This window comes from Chryseobacterium sp. 1B4 (assembly GCF_036631475.1).
In the GTDB taxonomy this organism is placed as follows: domain Bacteria; phylum Bacteroidota; class Bacteroidia; order Flavobacteriales; family Weeksellaceae; genus Chryseobacterium.
This window is the reverse complement of the sequence record NZ_JAPNUF010000007.1, coordinates 68955-86726: the sequence shown is the minus strand read 5'-3', so window position 1 is coordinate 86726 and position 17772 is coordinate 68955. Positions and strand designations below refer to the sequence as shown.

The 17772-nt window shown below is 39.9% G+C and carries 19 protein-coding genes and 3 pseudogenes; 1 reads left to right on the top strand and 21 read right to left on the bottom strand.

The annotated features are described in order from the left end of the window. Window positions 1–20: 20 nt before the first annotated feature. The 10 genes and pseudogenes from OWR28_RS09550 to OWR28_RS09505 form a co-directional block, all read right to left on the bottom strand. Complete coding sequence (locus OWR28_RS09550; RefSeq protein ID WP_332386439.1) at window positions 21–653, bottom strand: hydrolase; 633 nt, start codon at window positions 651–653, stop codon at window positions 21–23. Between the two features lie 33 nt (window positions 654–686). Beyond that, entirely contained in the window at window positions 687–998 is a 312-nt protein-coding gene (locus tag OWR28_RS09545; protein WP_202842857.1) for a phosphoribosylpyrophosphate synthetase, read from the bottom strand. Window positions 999–1014: 16 nt separating this feature from the next. After that, a complete protein-coding gene (locus OWR28_RS09540) occupies window positions 1015–1689 on the bottom strand; it encodes an alpha/beta hydrolase (RefSeq protein WP_332386437.1) in 675 nt (224 codons plus the stop codon). Continuing rightward, a complete protein-coding gene (locus OWR28_RS09535) occupies window positions 1584–1835 on the bottom strand; it encodes an alpha/beta hydrolase (protein WP_332386435.1) in 252 nt (83 codons plus the stop codon). The genes OWR28_RS09540 and OWR28_RS09535 overlap by 106 nt, the downstream gene beginning before the upstream one ends. Before the next feature lie 275 nt (window positions 1836–2110). Continuing rightward, entirely contained in the window at window positions 2111–2317 is a 207-nt protein-coding gene (locus OWR28_RS09530; protein ID WP_332386434.1) for an ArsR family transcriptional regulator, read from the bottom strand. A 32-nt stretch (window positions 2318–2349) separates the two neighbouring features. Continuing rightward, window positions 2350–3086 (bottom strand): annotated as a pseudogene (locus tag OWR28_RS09525) (HAD family hydrolase). A 139-nt stretch (window positions 3087–3225) separates the two neighbouring features. After that, window positions 3226–4275 (bottom strand): UDP-glucose--hexose-1-phosphate uridylyltransferase, encoded by a 1050-nt coding sequence (locus tag OWR28_RS09520; RefSeq protein ID WP_332386433.1) that lies wholly within the window; start codon window positions 4273–4275, stop codon window positions 3226–3228. Next, entirely contained in the window at window positions 4259–5443 is a 1185-nt protein-coding gene (gene galK, locus OWR28_RS09515; RefSeq protein ID WP_332386432.1) for a galactokinase, read from the bottom strand. Before galK ends, OWR28_RS09520 begins: the two co-directional genes overlap by 17 nt. Window positions 5444–5607: 164 nt before the next feature. Continuing rightward, the gene (locus OWR28_RS09510; RefSeq protein WP_332386431.1) at window positions 5608–6156 is read right to left on the bottom strand and encodes an AraC family transcriptional regulator; all 549 of its coding nucleotides are present in this window, start codon (window positions 6154–6156) and stop codon (window positions 5608–5610) included. 115 nt (window positions 6157–6271) lie between these two features. Further along, window positions 6272–6478 (bottom strand): hypothetical protein, encoded by a 207-nt coding sequence (locus OWR28_RS09505; protein ID WP_332386430.1) that lies wholly within the window; start codon window positions 6476–6478, stop codon window positions 6272–6274. 155 nt (window positions 6479–6633) lie between these two features. On the opposite strand from OWR28_RS09505, the gene OWR28_RS09500 reads away from it, so the two are divergent. After that, window positions 6634–7215, top strand: a complete 582-nt coding sequence (locus OWR28_RS09500; RefSeq protein WP_332386429.1) for a hypothetical protein — start codon at window positions 6634–6636, stop codon at window positions 7213–7215. 138 nt (window positions 7216–7353) lie between these two features. Here OWR28_RS09500 and OWR28_RS09495 read toward each other — a convergent pair whose 3' ends face one another. From OWR28_RS09495 to OWR28_RS09445, 11 genes and pseudogenes are all read right to left on the bottom strand, one after another. Beyond that, window positions 7354–8121 carry a hypothetical protein gene (locus OWR28_RS09495; protein WP_332387435.1) on the bottom strand — a complete coding sequence of 256 codons (768 nt, stop codon included), beginning with the start codon at window positions 8119–8121 and terminating at the stop codon, window positions 7354–7356. A 39-nt stretch (window positions 8122–8160) separates the two neighbouring features. Beyond that, window positions 8161–9059 (bottom strand): annotated as a pseudogene (locus OWR28_RS09490) (alpha-glucuronidase); the annotation flags it as partial. A 352-nt stretch (window positions 9060–9411) separates the two neighbouring features. Beyond that, window positions 9412–9714, bottom strand: a complete 303-nt coding sequence (locus OWR28_RS09485; protein ID WP_332386428.1) for a hypothetical protein — start codon at window positions 9712–9714, stop codon at window positions 9412–9414. Then, on the bottom strand, window positions 9657–10385 hold the full coding sequence (locus OWR28_RS09480) for a family 43 glycosylhydrolase (RefSeq protein ID WP_332386426.1): 729 nt from the start codon (window positions 10383–10385) through the stop codon (window positions 9657–9659). Before OWR28_RS09480 ends, OWR28_RS09485 begins: the two co-directional genes overlap by 58 nt. Window positions 10386–10405: 20 nt before the next feature. After that, window positions 10406–11557 carry an endo-1,4-beta-xylanase gene (locus OWR28_RS09475; protein WP_332386425.1) on the bottom strand — a complete coding sequence of 384 codons (1152 nt, stop codon included), beginning with the start codon at window positions 11555–11557 and terminating at the stop codon, window positions 10406–10408. Continuing rightward, on the bottom strand, window positions 11526–12971 hold the full coding sequence (locus OWR28_RS09470) for a glycoside-pentoside-hexuronide (GPH):cation symporter (RefSeq protein ID WP_332386424.1): 1446 nt from the start codon (window positions 12969–12971) through the stop codon (window positions 11526–11528). The genes OWR28_RS09475 and OWR28_RS09470 overlap by 32 nt, the downstream gene beginning before the upstream one ends. A gap of 28 nt (window positions 12972–12999) precedes the next feature. After that, window positions 13000–13548, bottom strand: a complete 549-nt coding sequence (locus OWR28_RS09465; RefSeq protein ID WP_332386423.1) for a hypothetical protein — start codon at window positions 13546–13548, stop codon at window positions 13000–13002. Then, a complete protein-coding gene (locus OWR28_RS09460) occupies window positions 13455–14903 on the bottom strand; it encodes a sialate O-acetylesterase (RefSeq protein WP_332386422.1) in 1449 nt (482 codons plus the stop codon). Before OWR28_RS09460 ends, OWR28_RS09465 begins: the two co-directional genes overlap by 94 nt. Before the next feature lie 33 nt (window positions 14904–14936). Continuing rightward, window positions 14937–16103: a DUF6805 domain-containing protein gene (locus OWR28_RS09455; RefSeq protein WP_332387434.1), complete on the bottom strand. Its 1167-nt coding sequence runs from the start codon at window positions 16101–16103 to the stop codon at window positions 14937–14939. Window positions 16104–16136: 33 nt separating this feature from the next. Beyond that, window positions 16137–16849: pseudogene (locus tag OWR28_RS09450) on the bottom strand (beta-L-arabinofuranosidase domain-containing protein); the annotation flags it as partial. Beyond that, entirely contained in the window at window positions 16846–17310 is a 465-nt protein-coding gene (locus tag OWR28_RS09445) for a beta-L-arabinofuranosidase domain-containing protein (protein WP_332386421.1), read from the bottom strand. The gene OWR28_RS09445 and the pseudogene OWR28_RS09450, both read right to left, overlap by 4 nt. Window positions 17311–17772: the final 462 nt, after the last annotated feature.

Here is a 17772-nt window from a genome sequence, read left to right as displayed (position 1 = left end):
TTGAAAATGGTATATTATATTTAATGATTCAGCATATGATGAGCATAATGAATTCCTAATCCGTAAGAAGCCCCATATTTTTTCATAAGGTCAGTTACAGGACCATAGGTTTCCTGACGTGCCCAGTCTCTCTGAAGTTCCAGGATATACTGAATGGAAGTCATAGGCTTTACTTCTGAATGGATCATTCTCTGCACAGCCCTTTCATGCGCCTCATCACTCACATCGCCACAGGCATCGGTAATGACATACACGTCATAGCCCTCCTCAAGTGCAGATAATGCAGGACCCACAATACAAACGCCTGTCCATAATCCTGCGAAAACCAGCTTCTGTTTCTGTGTTCCCACAATTGCTTTATAAGCAGCTTCATCTTCCCATGTATTCATAGTAGTTCTGTCGATATACCCTGAGGTTGCCATAGGATATGCTTCCTCGATTTCCGGGAAAACAGGACCTGAAAAGCTTTGTTCTGCAACCGTAGTAACGATGGTAGGAACATTGAATATTTTGGATGCCCCACACAGTACCGCAACATTATTACGCAGTTCGTTCATAGAGATACTTTTGGTGGCAAATGCCATTTGTCCTTCGAAATCAATCAGTACCAGTGCATGATTTTCAGGAGAAAGTAGTTTTGATGATGGTTTCATAAAGTTTATTTTATTTAAATAATTGGGGTTAAATTAATGGGATGATAGTTTTCTGATGAGTTCTGTACTTACAGTATCAGCATAGATTCCGTAAGCGCTCGTCAGGATGCCTTTCACAGAATACTTGTCGGAAGCGATGCCGTAGACTACTTCTTCATCTCCCTGATCGGTATCTCCTTCAAAGCGGAATGTGTATCGTATTTTAAAATCTTCCGGAGAGACATCAAGAAAGTTATTGAGCCTGATGCAATCATTTTTAAGGTTAAAATCTTCTGTATATCCGTTTTGATTAAGCCACTGAACGGCCTCAGTCAACGTATCAAAAGCTGGCTGTATCGTATTCATTTGTAAAGAATGCTGATTATTCTGTGATAAAAGCTAAAATATCTTTGTTGATGGTTGGATGCTCTGTCGTCGGCATACCGTGAGGGAAACCAGGATAGGTGATCAGCTTTCCGTTCTTCAGTAATTTGGCTGATTTTATTGCTGAATTTTCAATCGGTACGATCTGGTCATCTTCACCGTGAAGAACCAATACCGGAATATCCACAGCTTTTAAATCTTCGGTTAAATCGGTTTCTGAAAAGGCTTTGATCCCGTCATAATGAGCAATAATGCCACCCATCAGTCCCTGTCTCCACCAGTTTCTCTGTACTCCGTCCTTTACATCAGCACCTTCTCTGTTGTAGCCATAGAAAGGAATAGTAAGGTCGTAATAAAACTGGTTTCTGTTGTTCATCGTCTGTTCTCTGATATTATCGAAAACTTCCATAGGAACACCGTCAGGATTCGTCTCACTCTTCACCATTACCGGTGGAATGGCACTGATCAAAACCGCTTTCTTAGCTCTTCCGTTCGAGTATTTGTTAACATAACGGATTACTTCACCACCACCTGTTGAGTGTCCGATGTGTACAACATCTTTCAGATCTAAGAATTCAACCAGTTCTGCGGCATCAGAAGCGTATTGTTCAATAGTGTGATTGTAGATGTTCTGGCTGGAGCGTCCGTGGCCTCTTCTGTCATGGGTAACCACTCTGTAGCCTTTCTGTAAAAGAAGATCACCTGTGCATCCCAATCGTCTGATGATAAAGGCCAGCCGTGGTGAAACATTAATACAGGTCCCTGCCCCTGATCTTTGTAAAAAATTTCTGTTCCGTCTTTTAATGTTAATGTGCTCATTGTTGTACTATTTTTTGAATTAAACTTATGAGCATAATGCCAAAAAACAACCCAAAACAATAAAGAAATTGGCTTTCAGCACATTAATAAAAACAGTCAGTAAATTACACTACGAAATATCGTAGTTTTATGATTCATCTATTGTAATTTATATGAAAAGCATGCAGCCATTAATGCATGGCTGCATGCTTAAAAACAAAAAAATCAGACATATGTCTGATTTTTTTAATAATAGTATTAATAGTTTGTATACCGGAAAGCTGCTATGGTGGCTATTATTCTTCCTTTATTTGTGACAGGTCAAGACCCAGTTTTGTAAATTCTTCCTGCCCTTTTTCGGTAATATAATAATGACGGTCTGCAGGATTTTCCTTGGCAATCCAGCCTTTCTCAACAAATTGTTCTAAAAGAAGCTGCCCTAATTTTCCGCCGATATGCTCATAGCAGGTCTTAGCGGGTTTTCTGCCGGTTGATGTATTCATATTATTAGTTTAATTGGTATTATTTGGTTGCATTAATTCAAATGCAGATAATCCTTAATCGTTTTTAAAACTCCGAAGCTGTCATTGGTACATGCTTCAAAATTAGCCACCTGCTTTACATTCGGATGGGCATTTTGCATGGCGTATGAATATTTGGCATTCTTCAGCATTTCTATATCGTTCATATAATCCCCGAAAGCCATCGTATTTTCAGGAGAGATGCCCAGCGATTTCTGGAGAATTTTCAGGGCATTTCCTTTATTGATATCCTTATTCATAACATCTAGCCAATATGCTCCTGAAACCACTACTTCCAGACCGAATTCTTCAAATCTTTTCAGCGCCGGATACAAATACTTTTCAGAACCTTCAGGATGATAAACTGCTATCTTAAAGGCGGTATCATCAATTTTTTCCGTCAGGTCATCCTTCTTCATGTTTTCAGTATAGTATTTTGAGAAAAAGTCTACAAACTGCTGATCCTCGGTTTCGTAATACGCCATTTTTTTAGCTGACAATACGGCTTTGGCACCCGGTATTTCACGGACTGCTTTAATGATGTCAACAATATATTTGTATTCCAGCGTATCGGCGAAAAGCTCCTGGTCTTTATAGATCACGTACCCTCCGTTTTCAGCAATAAAACCGATCTCACTTTCTATCTCTCCGAAATAATGGGTAATACCCGGCATCTGTCTTCCGCTTGCGGGCACAAATACAATATTTCTTTTTTCAGTTCTTTATAAACTTCTGAAAACTCAGGGCTCATTTCATGGCTGGAGTTGAGAAACGTTCCATCCATGTCCGTCACAATTAATTTAATCTGTTCCATAATTTTATTGGGAAAAGCGAAATTCTGTACCTGGCAGCATCATAATTTGCTTATTCTTTTCAAAGATATTGATTTATTATTTTTTCTTGTAATGAATGGTGGAAAGGTTTCTTAATATTGTGGCACTTTGTTCCGGGGTGATATCCCGTTGAGGCTCAGCCAGCATTTCGTATCCTACCATAAACTTTTTAACTTCCGCACTTCTGAGCAGCGGAGGATAAAAGTGCATATGAAAATGCCATTCCGGATGTTCTTTGCCATCTGTAGGAGACTGGTGAATTCCTGCAGAATAAGGAAATGACGTTTCAAAAAGGTTGTCATATATTGTGGTCAGATCCTTGAGTATGGCTGCAAAAGATTCTTTTTCTGCTTCAGAAAATGCCGCAATATTTTTTCTTTTCTGTTTGCTGATCATCATTGTTTCGTATGGCCACGATGCCCAAAACGGTACCAATGCGGCAAAGTGTTCATTTTCTGTCACGATGCGCTCACCAGCGGTGATTTCCTGCTCAAGATAATCTTCCAGTAATGTTCTTTTATTTTTTTCAAAATAAGATTTCAGCTGATTCTGGGTTTTCTGAACCATTGCCGGAATGGACGACTGTGCCCATATCTGGCCGTGCGGATGTGGGTTGCTGCAGCCCATAATGCTTCCTTTATTTTCAAAAATCTGCACATAATTGATATGGTCCAGAGCAGCCAGTTCATTGAACTGCTCCTGCCATACATCCACCACATTTTTGATGTGTTCCACAGGCATTTCGGGCAAGGTAAGACTGTGATTTTCGGAAAAACAAACCACCCTGTTGATCCCGCGTTCCGGAAGAAGGGTAAAAAATCCGGAATGATTTTCAGAAAACTCAACTTCTTCATTCAGCAATGCTCCAAAGTCATTGTTAAAGACGTAAGTTCCCTTGTACTCAGGGTTGCGGTCTCCGTTAGCACGGATATTTCCTGAACAGAGATAGCAGTCCGGATCATATTCGGGACGGTTTTCTTCTGCCGATTCTTCTCTCTGCCCCTGCCATGGACGGTTTGCCCGCTGTGGAGAAACCAGTAACCATTCATCCAAAAGAGGATTGTATCTTCTGTGGGGATGTTTTTTAGGATCAAATGATGTATTCATTGGTGTATTCTTTTATCCCGTCTGAAATTTTAACCTGGTAAACTTTCATCTGGATATTAAAATGTTCAAGATATTTTTCACTGATAGCCTGAATTACTTTTTCAGCTTTATCTTCCTGAATCAGGTTGATGCTGCACCCTCCGAAACCTCCTCCCATCATTCTTGCTCCCAGCACACCTTCCTGCTGCAATGTGTTTTCAACCAAAAAATCCAGCTCATTACAGCTGACTTCAAATTCAGTGGACAGCCCGGCATGGGTTTCCGTGAGAAGTCTTCCCAGATATTCAATATTTCCTTCTGAAATAGCTTTTGCCGCCATTTCTACCCTCTTAATTTCTTTCAGTAAGTAGAGGCATCTTTTGTGTGAAATACTTCCCATTTCCTCTTTAACAGTGCCAAGCATAGTTGCGGTAAAATCCCGGAACTTCTTTACTTCAGGGAATTTTTTCCATAAGACTTTTTTACCGTGTTCTACATCTTTACGCCTCTCATTATATCCGGATGTCAGATGACTATGTTTTACACAGCTGTCAAAAAGCAATAAGCTGTATCCTTTAAGGTCAGCATCAAAATATTGATGTTCCAGGGAATTACAGTCGAGCATAATGACCTTATTTTCCTTCCCGAAAACGGAGGCAAACTGATCCATAATTCCGCACTGAACTCCTGCAAAAGTATGTTCTGATTTTTGTCCGATCACTGCGATTTCTTTTCTGGTGAGATGAAGATCAAAAAGTTCATTGAGGATATAGGCAAAACCGCATTCAAGAGCAGCCGAGGAAGAAAGTCCTGATCCCATCGGAATGGTGCTGCTGAAAACAATTTCCATTCCGCAAAATTGATTTTCCTGTTGCTGCAGCTGGCTGAAAACGCCCAGAATATAGTTCATCCACATCTGCTGTACCGGCTTTACCTTCTTTGTGACATCAAATGTATATTCTTCTCCCAGATCTTTGGCAATGATCCTGCAGAAATTGGTCTCTGGCCGTCTGCGGACAGCAAAACAGATGTATTTGTCTATGGCAGCAGGCAATACGAAGCCATCGCTATAGTCTACATGCTCACCGATAATATTTATTCTACCGGGAGAAAGGAAAATATGTTCAGCCTCTTCTTTGAATTCGGTCCTAAACTTTTGTAGGGTTGGGTTGATTAACTGTTCATGCATATCAATCTTATCTGATCAAACAGATCCTGGGGATCTCAAGTATAAAACTACTGAATTTATAACAGAGAAATTATACTTTACAAATATTGTTTATAAGTGTTAAATATACACTTATATTTCAATACATTCCAAAACAGTGCCTTATTTTTAAATCCAACTGTGAATTACTCCATAAAATAATTAAATTCTTTACGGTATTGTGAAGGACTTTTCTGGATGTATTCTTTAAAAGTCCTGTTAAAATAACTGAAGTTGTTGAACCCCGATTGAAAGCAGACTTCCGTGATGCTTAAAGGCTGTTCTGCCAGAAGTTTGAGGGCATGGGTAATTCTGTATTCATTAACAAACTGCGTAAAAGTTTTATTGGTAATTTTTTTAAAGTAGCGACAAAAAGACGGTACTTTCATATTGGCAAGATCAGCCATTTCTTCGAGGGTTATGGCTTCTTTGAAGTGATCTTTAACATAATTGAATATAAGATTGATCCTTTCATTGTCTTCCACCTGGGTCTGAAGGTAATATTTTCCCGCATTTAAAATCCTGTAATCCTGAGTCACAGAAAGTTCGTCCAATATTTTCAGAAATCTGCACAGCTTGTCCAGTGAGGAGGTTTCATGCATCTCAGTAATCTCTTTTCCTATTTTTTTCTTCACCTCTTCCCCGAAGACGATTCCTGCCTTTGATTTTTCAAGCAGAGCAGAAATCCTTTGCATCTCCGGTATATCCCAGATAGGTTCTCCTAAAAATCAGGTTTAAACTGGATTACCATTTCATACTCATTATGCGTACTTTCATTGGTCAGTCCGCAATGCGGAAGATTGCTTCCTATCAGCACAAGGTCTCCTCTGAAAAATAGGAAATACTGCTTCCGATCTGCCTTTTCCCGGAACCTTTGCATACAAAGATCAGCTCAATCTCAGGATGGTAATGCCAGACATGGGATTTTATATTCTCATTGGTGAGAAATTTCAGGCTGGTAAAACTGCTTCCTATGGTGGGCCTTATCGCCTCAAAAGAAGGATTTACATGTTTCATAGTGCAAAACAAATGATTTCATATGCAAAATTAACAAATAATACATTTATATCAATCAACAAGGTTAATATAGTACATCAATATGAAAATTTAATTATAGCCTGAGAATTATTGCTGCCATAGCTTTGCAATAGTAATCCTAAAAGCCTTAACCCATGAGCACATTATTAAAAGCCGTATTTTTTGCAGGAACCTTATTGTTCTCAGCAAATGTAATGAGTAAGGACAGAGATTTTTCCCTTTCCTTTGGAAACGTAGAGGCCAAAACGTTAAACTTTGAGCTTTCAAATGCTAAAAGTGTTTCTGTTTTTGTCTATAACACTGCCCATGACGAGCTGTTTTCAGAAAATCTTGCAGATGGAGACCATGTGATCAAAACGTATGATTTTCAAAGTTTTACACCTGGGACGTATTATCTGGTAGCAGAATCAGAAACGAAGATAGAGAAATACAAAATCAAAATCAATGCTGATAATATAATGGAGGTGGAAAAAACACCTGTAAGCGCTGTGCATAAGCCTGAATATACGATTTCCGGGCATATGGCCAAACTTCACATGTCTGATGTAAAAGGACCTGTAAGCATTTCAGTATATGATCTTTCCAATACAACGTACTATACTTCAAATAAAAATATGCTGACGGCAAAGTGGATATCACTTTTGATCTTGATCCTAAAACCGCAGACCAATACATCATCCAGGTTGAAGAAAACGGAAATGTTTTTAATAAGATAATTTCTCTCCGATAAAACGGAATATACAGATAGATTGACCTATCGATCATTCCAAATTATTTTTGGATTAAAATTTTACTTACAGTTTATTGTTTTGAGGCAGCTCATTTCCAATCAGGAAAAAGAGCTGCCTCATTTTTTAATTGTGATGCCCCATGCTCAGTTTAATCTTTTTCAGATCTTCCAGTTCATGAACAGGCCGTTCAATGTCATAAGGAATCGGTTTTTTGGAAAAAGTCTGAAAGTAAAGTAGACAGGCATCTTTCCACCATACCGCATCCTTAGATTGAATTTTAAGCTTTGACTGAACATCAGCAAACCTTTGTTTATCTATATAAGGTTCCATTCTATCCCAGGTTTTCTGATAATCCCTTACCTTTTTCACCCCGGAATCATACGTATAGCACAGTTCATCCCACAGCGATTTTCCATCTTTCATCGTATACTCCCACGGAACATGATGAAACCACAGAATAAGATTTTCCGGGCAGGCTGAGATATTCCCGTATCTTTCATTAAGCGGTGGAAAATACTGTGAAACCGCATTGCTTCCTGTTTTTGTCCTGTTAAAACCCAATCCCTGGGCATCAGCCTGATGGTAGTAGACAGGTGACCAGTCCGGTCTTCCGCCTTTATAGTCACCCCATGGTTCAGGTCCATAGTGATGTCCTCCCGCAAAGATATGGTGTAACCCTAACGGCATCATATAATCTACAGCAGTTTCTCTGGATGAAAGCATGATTTCTTTTACCGGATTCAGGAAGTTCTGATCGTCTGTGAAGGTCATTTTGATCCATTCATCGGCAATCTGCTCTGCACCCAGCTGATGATTCCATGCTAATCTCCCGAATGCATACCAGTTGGCCTGTGCAAAATGATGTCCCGTCCAGTTGGTATCCTCCCCGATATTGGCAACGGCAGAGATAGCTGTAATTTTTGCGGGTCTTAAAGTACCGTCTGTGATTTTAGCAATCGTAGAACCCTGGCCGTCAGAATAAGTGTCGCTATCCAGTGTTTCCTTGAATAAAGGGGCCAGATAAACGAGATGATTTGAAAAGCCCAGATATTCCTGGGTGATCTGAAATTCTACCATTTCGGAAGTCTTTCTTAAGGCACCGAAAAGAGGATTAAATGCTTCACGCGGCTGAAAATCAACCGGACCATTTTTGATCTGAATAATCACATTATCTTTGAATTTACCGTCCAGAGGAACAAACTCAAGGTAAGCCTGTTTGGCTCTGTCGTCTTTGCTCGGGCTGTAGACAAAGGCTCTCCACATGACGATCCCATTGTAAGGTTTCAGGGCATCTGCCATCATATTGGCTCCGTCTGCATGGGTTCTTCCGTAATCCTGAGGTCCGGGCTGCCCTTCGGAGTTGGCTTTCACTAAAAATCCGCCGAAATCGGGAATTAACCTGTAAATTTCAGCAGCTTTATCTTTCCACCATTTTTGTACGTCTTTATTCAACGGATCTGAATTTTGTAATCCGCCCAGCACTTTAGGTGAAGAAAAATTGACGGAAAGATATACTTTAATGCCATAAGGCCTGAAAATATCAGCCAGAACCTTTACTTTTTAAGATAATCTTCCCTAAGCATATTGGGTGATGCGTTCACGTTATTCAAAACAACGGAATTGATTCCTATTGAAGCATTCGCTCTTGCATATTCTTCATAGCGCGGAGAAATTTTACCCGGTAAATCTTCCCATTTCCAGAGTGATCTTCCGGCATATCCTCTTTCAATACTTCCGTCGAGATTATCCCAATGATCCAGAACTCTTACATCGTATGATGGTTTTTCAACAGTATTTAAATGAGACAGATCTGCTTTTGTCTGCTGCAATCGTAAGATATGATAGACCCCGTACAACAATCCTATTTCTTTTCCTGCAGAAATAACGATTTTTTCAGGCGTGGAAACAATCCTGTAACCGTCTTTCAGGTTTTTGTCTTTTTTCTGTACGAAGTTCCACCGCCTGTCCCTGCCAGTGGCTGCCCAGCTCTTTTCTGGCAATATTCAGGGTTGGACTGCTGCCTTTGGCAATAATTTGATCTGCCGATATTCCGTTCTTTGCAGGAAACCGAAGCCAGAGCTGACTTCCGTCCTCCGCAAAAACCAGTAACGGAATGATCAGAAAAAATAGAATGTTGAATCTCAGATATCGCATTGAAAAATTTTAAGTTATTAAAGATGACTATGACCGGTCTTCCAGACCTTCAATCGTCTTGATTTTGCCCTCCTGATCGTATTCCAGTTCAATTACTTTCATACTTCTCAGCCATGTTTTACCGCCACTCGGAACAGAATCATGGAAAAACAGGTACCATTTTCCTTTAAACTCCACGATGCTGTGATGGGTTGTCCATCCTACCACCGGAGTAAGAATTTCCCCCTGAAAAGTAAACGGTCCGTAAGGGTTATCCCCGGTTGCATAACAAATCAGGTGGGTGTCTCCTGTAGAATAAGAGAAATAATATGTACCATTGTACTGATGCATCCATGATGCTTCAAAAAGCGGTGCTTATCACCATGAAGCAGTGGTTTTCCGTTTTCATCGGTGATCACGACGTCTTTAGGAGCTTCCGCAAATTCAAGCATATCATCGCTTAGTAGAGCCACCTTTGAGTGGATTGCAGGTTCATTATTTTCGGGAATTACAGCAGATTCAAGTGCTTTATTATCTCTGTAGCGCTGCAATTGTCCACCCCAGATTCCTCCGAAATACATATAATATTTTCCTTTATCTTCAAAAATGCAGGGATCGATGCTGTAGCTTCCCATCATCGGATGTTTCTCAGGAACGAAAGGACCGTAAGGTTTGTCGCTCACAGCAACACCGATTCTGAAAATGTCATTCTGATCCTTCAGAGGAAAGTACATATAATATTTGCCGTCTTTGAAGGCAACATCGCAATCCCAAAGCTGTCTCCCCGCCCAAGGAATATCTTTTACCGAAAGAACTACGCCATGGTCTTTAATTTCTCCGCTGTCCACATCATCCATTGAGAAGACATGGTAATCATTCATGTCGAAATGGTCTCCGTTATCATTTTCTTCAATTCCGCTTTCGCGGTCGTGAGAAGGATAGATATAGATTTTATCTTCAAAAACGTGAACGGAAGGGTCTGCCATATAATCTTCCGGGAATAAATATTTTGATTTTTTCATTAAGTAAAAATTCTATTGATTTAATTTTTCTCTGCCAGCTTTATTATTTTTTGTACTACAGGTTTATCCTGGTCTTTTCTGTCAAACAGTAACGGATAATCTGTTCTTCCTTTTACCGGAAAATCATTTTTCCAGGACTGCTTGTCGGTTACCCCCCATAAGGTGACCCTTCTTATTCTATCTTTATGTTTCAAAAATAAACCAAAGAAATCGAGGTAACGTTTTTCCCATTTCATTTCTACTTCTTTGGGAAGTCCTGTGGTGTAAGGATTCATTTCTTTCTGATAGGCAACAGTATCCGAAACATTGGCAGAGCTTCCCCATGGAGAAGGCAGTGCACTGATTTCCAGTTCTGTAATATTGACCTTAACTCCGGCATTGGAATATGCCAGAATTGCTTTTTCATATTCATCGATGGAAGGGTTATCCATCCCGACATGGGCCTGCATTCCTACTCCATCAATACGGATTCCTCTTGACTTAAGTTTTTCAACCATTGTAATGACTGTTTTTACCTTTTCAGGGTACCATTCATTATAATCGTTGTAATATAATTCTGCATTGGGATCGGCTTCCTGTGCATACTGAAACGCCAAAGGAATAAAATCTTCACCCAGGATTTCATAAAATTTACTTTTTCTGTAGGATCCGTCTTCAAGAATAGCCTCATTGACCACATCCCATCCTTTTACTTTTCCTTTGTAACGGGAAACTACGGTTGTAATGTGGTTTTTCATGCGCTGCTTCAATACTTCCGGAGAAACATCTTTTCCGTTGCTGTCCACAAAAAACCATTTTGGAAGCTGGGAATGCCAGATTAACGTATGTCCGATGATGAACATATTGTTTTGCATCCCGAAATCAACAAATTTATCGGCATCATCAAAGAAGAACTTTCCTTCCTGAGGCTGCAGAAACATCGATTTCATGCAATTTTCAGCAACAACAGAGCTGAATTGTTTTTTGATAATCGCTGCAGCTTTCTGATCTGTTCCGTCAATCTGGGGAAGGCTCATGGCAGTTCCGATATAGAATTTATCCTGAAATGCTTTTTTTAATGTACTGCCAGATTTCTGCGCCGACAGCCCGGAAGCGGTAATAACCGCCCAACCAATTAAAATACGTTTCATAGTAATCGTTTTATTTTCTTCTTTCAGCCAGATCTTTTTCAATCTGAACTTCCATTTTTTTGTTGATTTTGTAGAATAAAAGCAGTCCGCAGGCAATGAAAAACGGTATGGACGGGAAAATACTCACAAGCATTTTGGCTCCTGCCGCCACTGTTTCAGGCTGAATCACCTGTTCGCTTCCGTGTACGGAGATGTATCCGTATTTTCCTATAATCAAAGCTACCAGAGAGCTTCCGATGCTGAGACCAACTTTCAGTCCTACCATCATGGCAGAAAAGATAATAGCGGTAGCCCTGCGGTTATTTTTCCATTCCGAATAGTCGGCCACATCAGCAATCATAGCCCACAAAAGCGGCGTGCTGATCCCGTAAAAGAATCCGTGTAAAATCTGCGACAGGAACATAATTCCCACTGCTTTCGGAGGATAAAATATAAAGAACAGAATGAAAAGTGTAGAGATAAATAATGAAGCGATAAAAGTATCCCGTTTTCCAAACCGGTCTGCCAGTTTTTTAGAGAAGGTAATTCCTATAATCATCATTACAATTCCTCCTGCATTAAACAATCCGAACCCTGCAGACTTCGGGTCTTCCCCGAAGAAATTCATCCCTGCAGAATTAAAGAATGCTGTAATGGGTGAAATAAAGTTCTTCAGAGCATTCTCATCCACATAATTATTAAAATAATATACATAAGATCCTCCTTTCATGGCCAGCGTGATGAATATAAATGCGGTCACGGTAAGCATAATAATCCAGGGTCTGTTCTGGAATAAATCTTTTAAATCTTCTTTCAGACTTGATTTCTGCTCCGGCTTGGGAATGATTCTTTCTCTGGTGGTAAAAAAGGTAATCAGTAACATGACGGATCCGATCACAGCCAGCCATGTCATAACGGTCTCGATCCCCTGTGCTTTGTCTCCGTGCCCAACATATAGAATGATAGGCAGCATAAATACCTGTACAAAGAACTGTGCAAACATCACTGCTACAAAACGGTATGAAGAAATACTGTTCCTCTCTCCCATATCTCCCGTGATAACACCGCTCAGAGCAGCATACGGTAAGTTATTGGAAGCATATAATAACAATAATAATGAATAGGTAACTGCAGCATAAATCATTTTACCCTGGTAAGAAAAGTGAGGTGTGCTGAAGGCTAAAAGTGCTGCAATACCAAGCGGTACAGCGGTAAATAAAATCCATGGACGGAATTTCCCCCATCGTGAGTTTGTTCGGTCTGCCAGTGCTCCGATAAGCGGGTTAAAACCAAATCCGGCAATTAAACCTACGGTAAGGGTAATGACAGAAGCATCTTCCGCTTTGAGTCCGTAAATATCCGTATAAAAATAAGTCAGGTAAGTTACTAAGGTCTGAAAAACAAGGTTGGCCGCCAGATCTCCCAGGCTATACCCTACTTTCTCTACTACCGATATTTTTTGTGGCTGATTATCCATTGATTTTGATAAGGTTTTCTATGTTAAATTAATTTTTTTCTGTTGTAAAAGGTGAAGCAGGAAGCCCGCTTTTGTTTTTAAGATTGCCGTCCGGGTTGTCTGCCCAGTCGTAGCGTACATTGACTGGGTTTGAGACCTGATCATTCCATACCATCACTTTATTTCCTTTTGCTTCTGCTTTTGCCCATTCATAGCTGCCGTCTTTCTGCTGTATGGCAAAACCTTTAAGGCTTCCCTGTACCAGATCATCTGTTCCGGGCTTAAAGGATAGTATCATGGTATTTCCTTCTGTTTTCATCGACTGATAAACGGGTCCGTCAGCTATGATTTTTTTGCCTTCACCAACTTTCAGAGCCTGTAAAGCAAGCCTGTCACCCACTGTTTTTTTATTTAAGGGATGAATATCATTCCATTCTCCCACATCTATTGTTACCGCAAGTCCTGAATAAGGAACATTCAGAGAAACCTGTCTCTGCTGTTCTCTCAGCTCAGCCCAGTTACTTTCAATGGGTTCATCCTTTTTTCCATAAAATTGGCCAGCTGTACAATCAGGAACGGCATATCTTTTTTGTTCCATTTTGAACGCCAGTCTGAGATCATGGTTGACAGCAAATCACCGTATTCTTTTGGGACCCCGGTATTGCTTTCACCCTGGTACCAGATAAATCCTTTGATTTTATAATTGATCAGCGGGTTAATCATGGCATTGTAAAGTCCTACCGGTTTCCAGCGGATAAATGTTTGTCCGGGAGCCATTTTCTCCATTTTTGCTCCTGTTTTATATTTCCACTCGCCTTTAAGGTCTGTTTTTTGTCCGTCAATTTCTAAATAATACGGTTTATCAGCTATAAACTGTCCTTTTCCGCTGCCATTGATGACTCTTACCGTAATGATATTCTTTCCTTCTTTTAAAACACCCTTCGGAATGTCGTACCAGCGTGGCGGATATTCGTAGGTTACATTGCCTACTTTTACTCCATTGATGTAGGTAATATCAGCATCTTTTATTCTTCCCAGATTGAGAAATGCTGTTTTCTGATCCACTCCTTTTGGCAGGATAATTTCTTTACGGAACCATACCGAACCGTCAAACGAACCTTCCTGATCTTCCCATGATCCCGGAACCATCATGGTCTTCCATCCGGAATCATTGGCGTTATCTTTTTCCCAGTGCTGATTGAACCCAATATCACTCTGATCCAGCTCTGCATACCATGCTTTGCTCAATGATCTTTCCTGGGATTCTGTAGATTGTATGAGGTCATCATTTTTCCATTTTTCTGCTTCCGCAAGATATCCCGGATACTTTTTCAGTGATTTTTCATCCATCCAGGCCTGAACCGGAGAGCCTCCCAGACTGGTATGAATAATTCCTACAGGGACTTTATTTTTTTCATTCAGTTCTTTGGCAAAGAAATAGGCAACTCCTGAAAAATCAAGAATAGTCTGAGGATTGGTACTTTCCCATTTCCCACCGTCAAGATCATTTTGTGGCGCTTTAAAATTGTATTTCTGCGGAACTGTGAAGAATCTTATATTCTGATTATTGGCGTTTTTAATTTCGCTTTCATAAAGAGGTGTGAGCCTCCGCATCGGAAGTTCCATATTGGATTGTCCTGAAGCTACCCACACATCACCAATAAGAATATCTTTAAGAGTGATCTCATTAATTGACATGGTATATGGCCCGCCGGCATTAAGCTTTGGAAGCATAAGAGACCAGTTTCCATTTGGGTCGGCTGTTGTATGATACGCTTTATTGATAAAATTAACCGTAATTTTTTCTCCTGCATCTGCATACCCCCAGATCTTCAGATCCTGATTTCTCTGAAGGATCATTCCATCTGAAACCAAAGCAGGCAGCCTTACTTTTGCATGAAAACTGCAAATGGCTGCAAGAAAAAATAATACGCATAGGATTCTGTTTTTCATGGGAAAAAATCTGTTTTTAAAATTGGTTCAGCTTTATTTCTTTTCGTAATTTTCTGTCAGTAACCGCAATTCAATGACTTTAGCGGTCATCAATTTTTCTTCTGCCAGAAATTTCACCGTAAGAGTTTCTTTATTCTTTTCTGAATCCGGTATCGGAATGACCAGATATTGAGGTGAAGCTCCGGACTTTCCTTCCAGGTTTTGAGCAGTAATTTTTTTACCGTTGATCTCAATATTCAACGTACGGCTGTTATTGTCATCAAAATAAAGCAGGTAAAGGTATGAAGCATTTTTTCCGTTATTTTTCATCTGGTAACTGAACCAGCCTTTGGCATCACGGAAATGACGGTCTTCCATATATCCTGTACCGGAGTCCTTGCTTTCTATAAAATGATCTGATTCCGGCTGCTGTTCACCCAGCTGGATTTTATCTGCAGTGATCATATCCAGCTTTCTGATTTCTGCTTCTTCTTTTGCTCTTTGCTTCAGTATATTTTCTATTCCGCTTTTGTCCGCCTGTGGCCAGTACAGAATATATCTTTCTGCCTGAATACTGTAAAATGGCACAAGACTTAGGCCTTTGCCGAATTTTTCAGCCGGATAAAGCCCCTTAACGGCAAAGTTTAGAGGTTTATTGTTCAAAGGCGTAACATGATTGACCACCTCGGAAGGATTTCCAAGGATAACAGGAATTTCATTTAAAGGAATCTGCGGACCATGAGCAATATGGCCGCCTCTGCTATCGTCCGCAAGAAGTCCCTGTTGGTTTTCGGTTCCGTATGTTGCGGCAAGCACTACAGGACCGTATTTAAATGCATAATAATTGGAATGGTCAGGCAGCTGTTCTGCAGAAAGATGCATCGGTAAAATCATTTTCACAACATCACCTTTTTTCCATTTTTTAGTCAGGGTAAAATAGCCGTCAGAACCACGCTGTACTTTTTCCTGTTTTCCGTTGATCAGAATTTGTACTTCTGAAGGTGTGGTCCATTCCGGACATCTCAGTTTTAAATCAAATTCTGACTTTCCTGCAGCATCGAAAATCAATGTTGTTTCAGGAATTTCCGGGAAGTTATTGACCTGACGGAGCACTATTTTTTGCTGTTTCCATTTCAGCGTGGAAGGGATAAACAGGTTTACATATAAATCCTTATCCGACCGGGCGTAAATCATTTCCCCATATTTGGCATGGTTTTCCATTCCAGATCCTACACAGCACCAGAAGCTGGTCTGTGGCTGTGAATACACACGATAGTGCCCGGGACGCATAGGGGTAAAGTACACGAATCCTCCTGATCATGATTTTCTGTGGAAAGAATATGATTATATAATGCTTTTTCGTAATAATCGATGTAGTAAGATTCAGGCAGCGTTGCATAAAGCTCTTTGGTCAGCTTCAGCATATTATAGGTATTGCAGGTTTCCGGACCTTCAATACTTTTTATCATGCTGCTGAAATCATTGACAGGGTTAAAATGCTCGCTCACACTGTTACCTCCAATAACTGAAGATCTTTTCTCAGTAACGGTATGCCAGAAAAAATCAGCGGCATTATTCCAGGATGTATTATTTTCAAGATCGGCAATACGTTTGTATCCGATTACTTTTGGAATCTGTGTATTGGCATGAAGTCCTGTAAGCTTATCTTCCCCTGATAAAAGTGGCGTAAGGATAGCCTGATGGGAAAAACGGTGGGCCAGTTTCAGATATTTCCGGTCATGACTGATCTCATAAACATCTGCAAAAACTTCGTTAAGCCCTCCATGTTCACTGCGCAGCATATCCTGTATCTGCTCATCGGAAAGGCCGGATACTTCATTCATCATCCAATCCGTGAGTCTGATCAGCATTGTTTTTGCTTTTTCACTTTTCGCATACCAATAGGCATCGCGTAATCCTGAGTACAGTTTATGAATATTATATAAAGGTACCCACCGGTCATTCAAACCGAAGCCTGAAGCACGAATGTTTCCCTGTTTAATTTCTTTCCAGATTTTTTTCCGTCGGGAATTCCTGAAATGTATCCGTCCGGAGAGGTATTCTGACAGCGTGCCAGTTCACTGATCATATAATCAATTCTCTGTTGTACTGCAGGATCTCCTGTAGAAGCATACATCAGGGATAATGCTGAAATGTAATGTCCTCCTATGTGGCCGTCCAACCCTGTATTTTCCCAATTGGGATAATTATTTGCTTTGGGTTTCAATCCGGCTTCTTTAAGATAAGGAGCCAGCAACCTATCCGGTTCCAAAGCCATCAGGTATTTATGGTCTGCCGCCATCGCTTTGCTGAAAACGCTCTCTGATAATTTTACAGTTTCCAAAGGAAAATAATGGATTTTCTCCTTCATCTGAGCTGAGGCAAATGAAGCAAAACACAATAAAAAAGCAGAAAGTTTCGGGGCCATTATAAATGTTAATTCAACATTTCTAAAATACTGGAAAGATTCAATATACGAAACATTTCCTGAGTCTATTTGACTTATTTTTTCATTTAAAACTTTCTATAAAGCCCTAAAAACAACAAAAAACACATTAGCTTATCATAAAAAATAAGATAATTAATTAACAGAGAAACAAAACCTTAAAATCATATGATTCCCTATGAAAATGAATTCAGGATATGTTTTGGTAAAAATTTCAACGATACAGCAAATACCTTATCGTATTTTTAACGTTAAGTCTCTTTTCTTGATTATTATCAATCCTTATTTTAATTTTAACACAATTTTAACATTCAATTCATGTATGATTAACCTGATTTCAGTGATATTTTCCGGTTTTACTGACTGTTTTAGCTCCCAAAATATCCTTTAAAAATAATTTTAATGAAATAAATCATCCGGATTTAAAAGTGTAAGAATTACATT

Bases quoted from the DNA above. Each gene is read 5' to 3' on its own strand.
- OWR28_RS09550 (WP_332386439.1), bottom strand. From the start codon at position 653: ATGAAACCATCATCAAAACTACTTTCTCCTGAAAATCATGCACTGGTA.
- OWR28_RS09545 (WP_202842857.1), bottom strand. From the start codon at position 998: ATGAATACGATACAGCCAGCTTTTGATACGTTGACTGAGGCCGTTCAG.
- OWR28_RS09535 (WP_332386435.1), bottom strand. From the start codon at position 1,835: ATGAGCACATTAACATTAAAAGACGGAACAGAAATTTTTTACAAAGAT.
- OWR28_RS09530 (WP_332386434.1), bottom strand. From the start codon at position 2,317: ATGAATACATCAACCGGCAGAAAACCCGCTAAGACCTGCTATGAGCAT.
- OWR28_RS09520 (WP_332386433.1), bottom strand. From the start codon at position 4,275: ATGAATACATCATTTGATCCTAAAAAACATCCCCACAGAAGATACAAT.
- galK (WP_332386432.1), bottom strand. From the start codon at position 5,443: ATGCATGAACAGTTAATCAACCCAACCCTACAAAAGTTTAGGACCGAA.
- OWR28_RS09510 (WP_332386431.1), bottom strand. From the start codon at position 6,156: ATGCAAAGGATTTCTGCTCTGCTTGAAAAATCAAAGGCAGGAATCGTC.
- OWR28_RS09505 (WP_332386430.1), bottom strand. From the start codon at position 6,478: ATGAAACATGTAAATCCTTCTTTTGAGGCGATAAGGCCCACCATAGGA.
- OWR28_RS09500 (WP_332386429.1), top strand. From the start codon at position 6,634: ATGAGCACATTATTAAAAGCCGTATTTTTTGCAGGAACCTTATTGTTC.
- OWR28_RS09485 (WP_332386428.1), bottom strand. From the start codon at position 9,714: ATGCATCAGTACAATGGTACATATTATTTCTCTTATTCTACAGGAGAC.
- OWR28_RS09480 (WP_332386426.1), bottom strand. From the start codon at position 10,385: ATGAAAAAATCAAAATATTTATTCCCGGAAGATTATATGGCAGACCCT.
- OWR28_RS09470 (WP_332386424.1), bottom strand. From the start codon at position 12,971: ATGGATAATCAGCCACAAAAAATATCGGTAGTAGAGAAAGTAGGGTAT.
- OWR28_RS09465 (WP_332386423.1), bottom strand. From the start codon at position 13,548: ATGGAACAAAAAAGATATGCCGTTCCTGATTGTACAGCTGGCCAATTT.
- OWR28_RS09460 (WP_332386422.1), bottom strand. From the start codon at position 14,903: ATGAAAAACAGAATCCTATGCGTATTATTTTTTCTTGCAGCCATTTGC.
- OWR28_RS09455 (WP_332387434.1), bottom strand. From the start codon at position 16,103: ATGGAAAACCATGCCAAATATGGGGAAATGATTTACGCCCGGTCGGAT.
- OWR28_RS09445 (WP_332386421.1), bottom strand. From the start codon at position 17,310: ATGGCCCCGAAACTTTCTGCTTTTTTATTGTGTTTTGCTTCATTTGCC.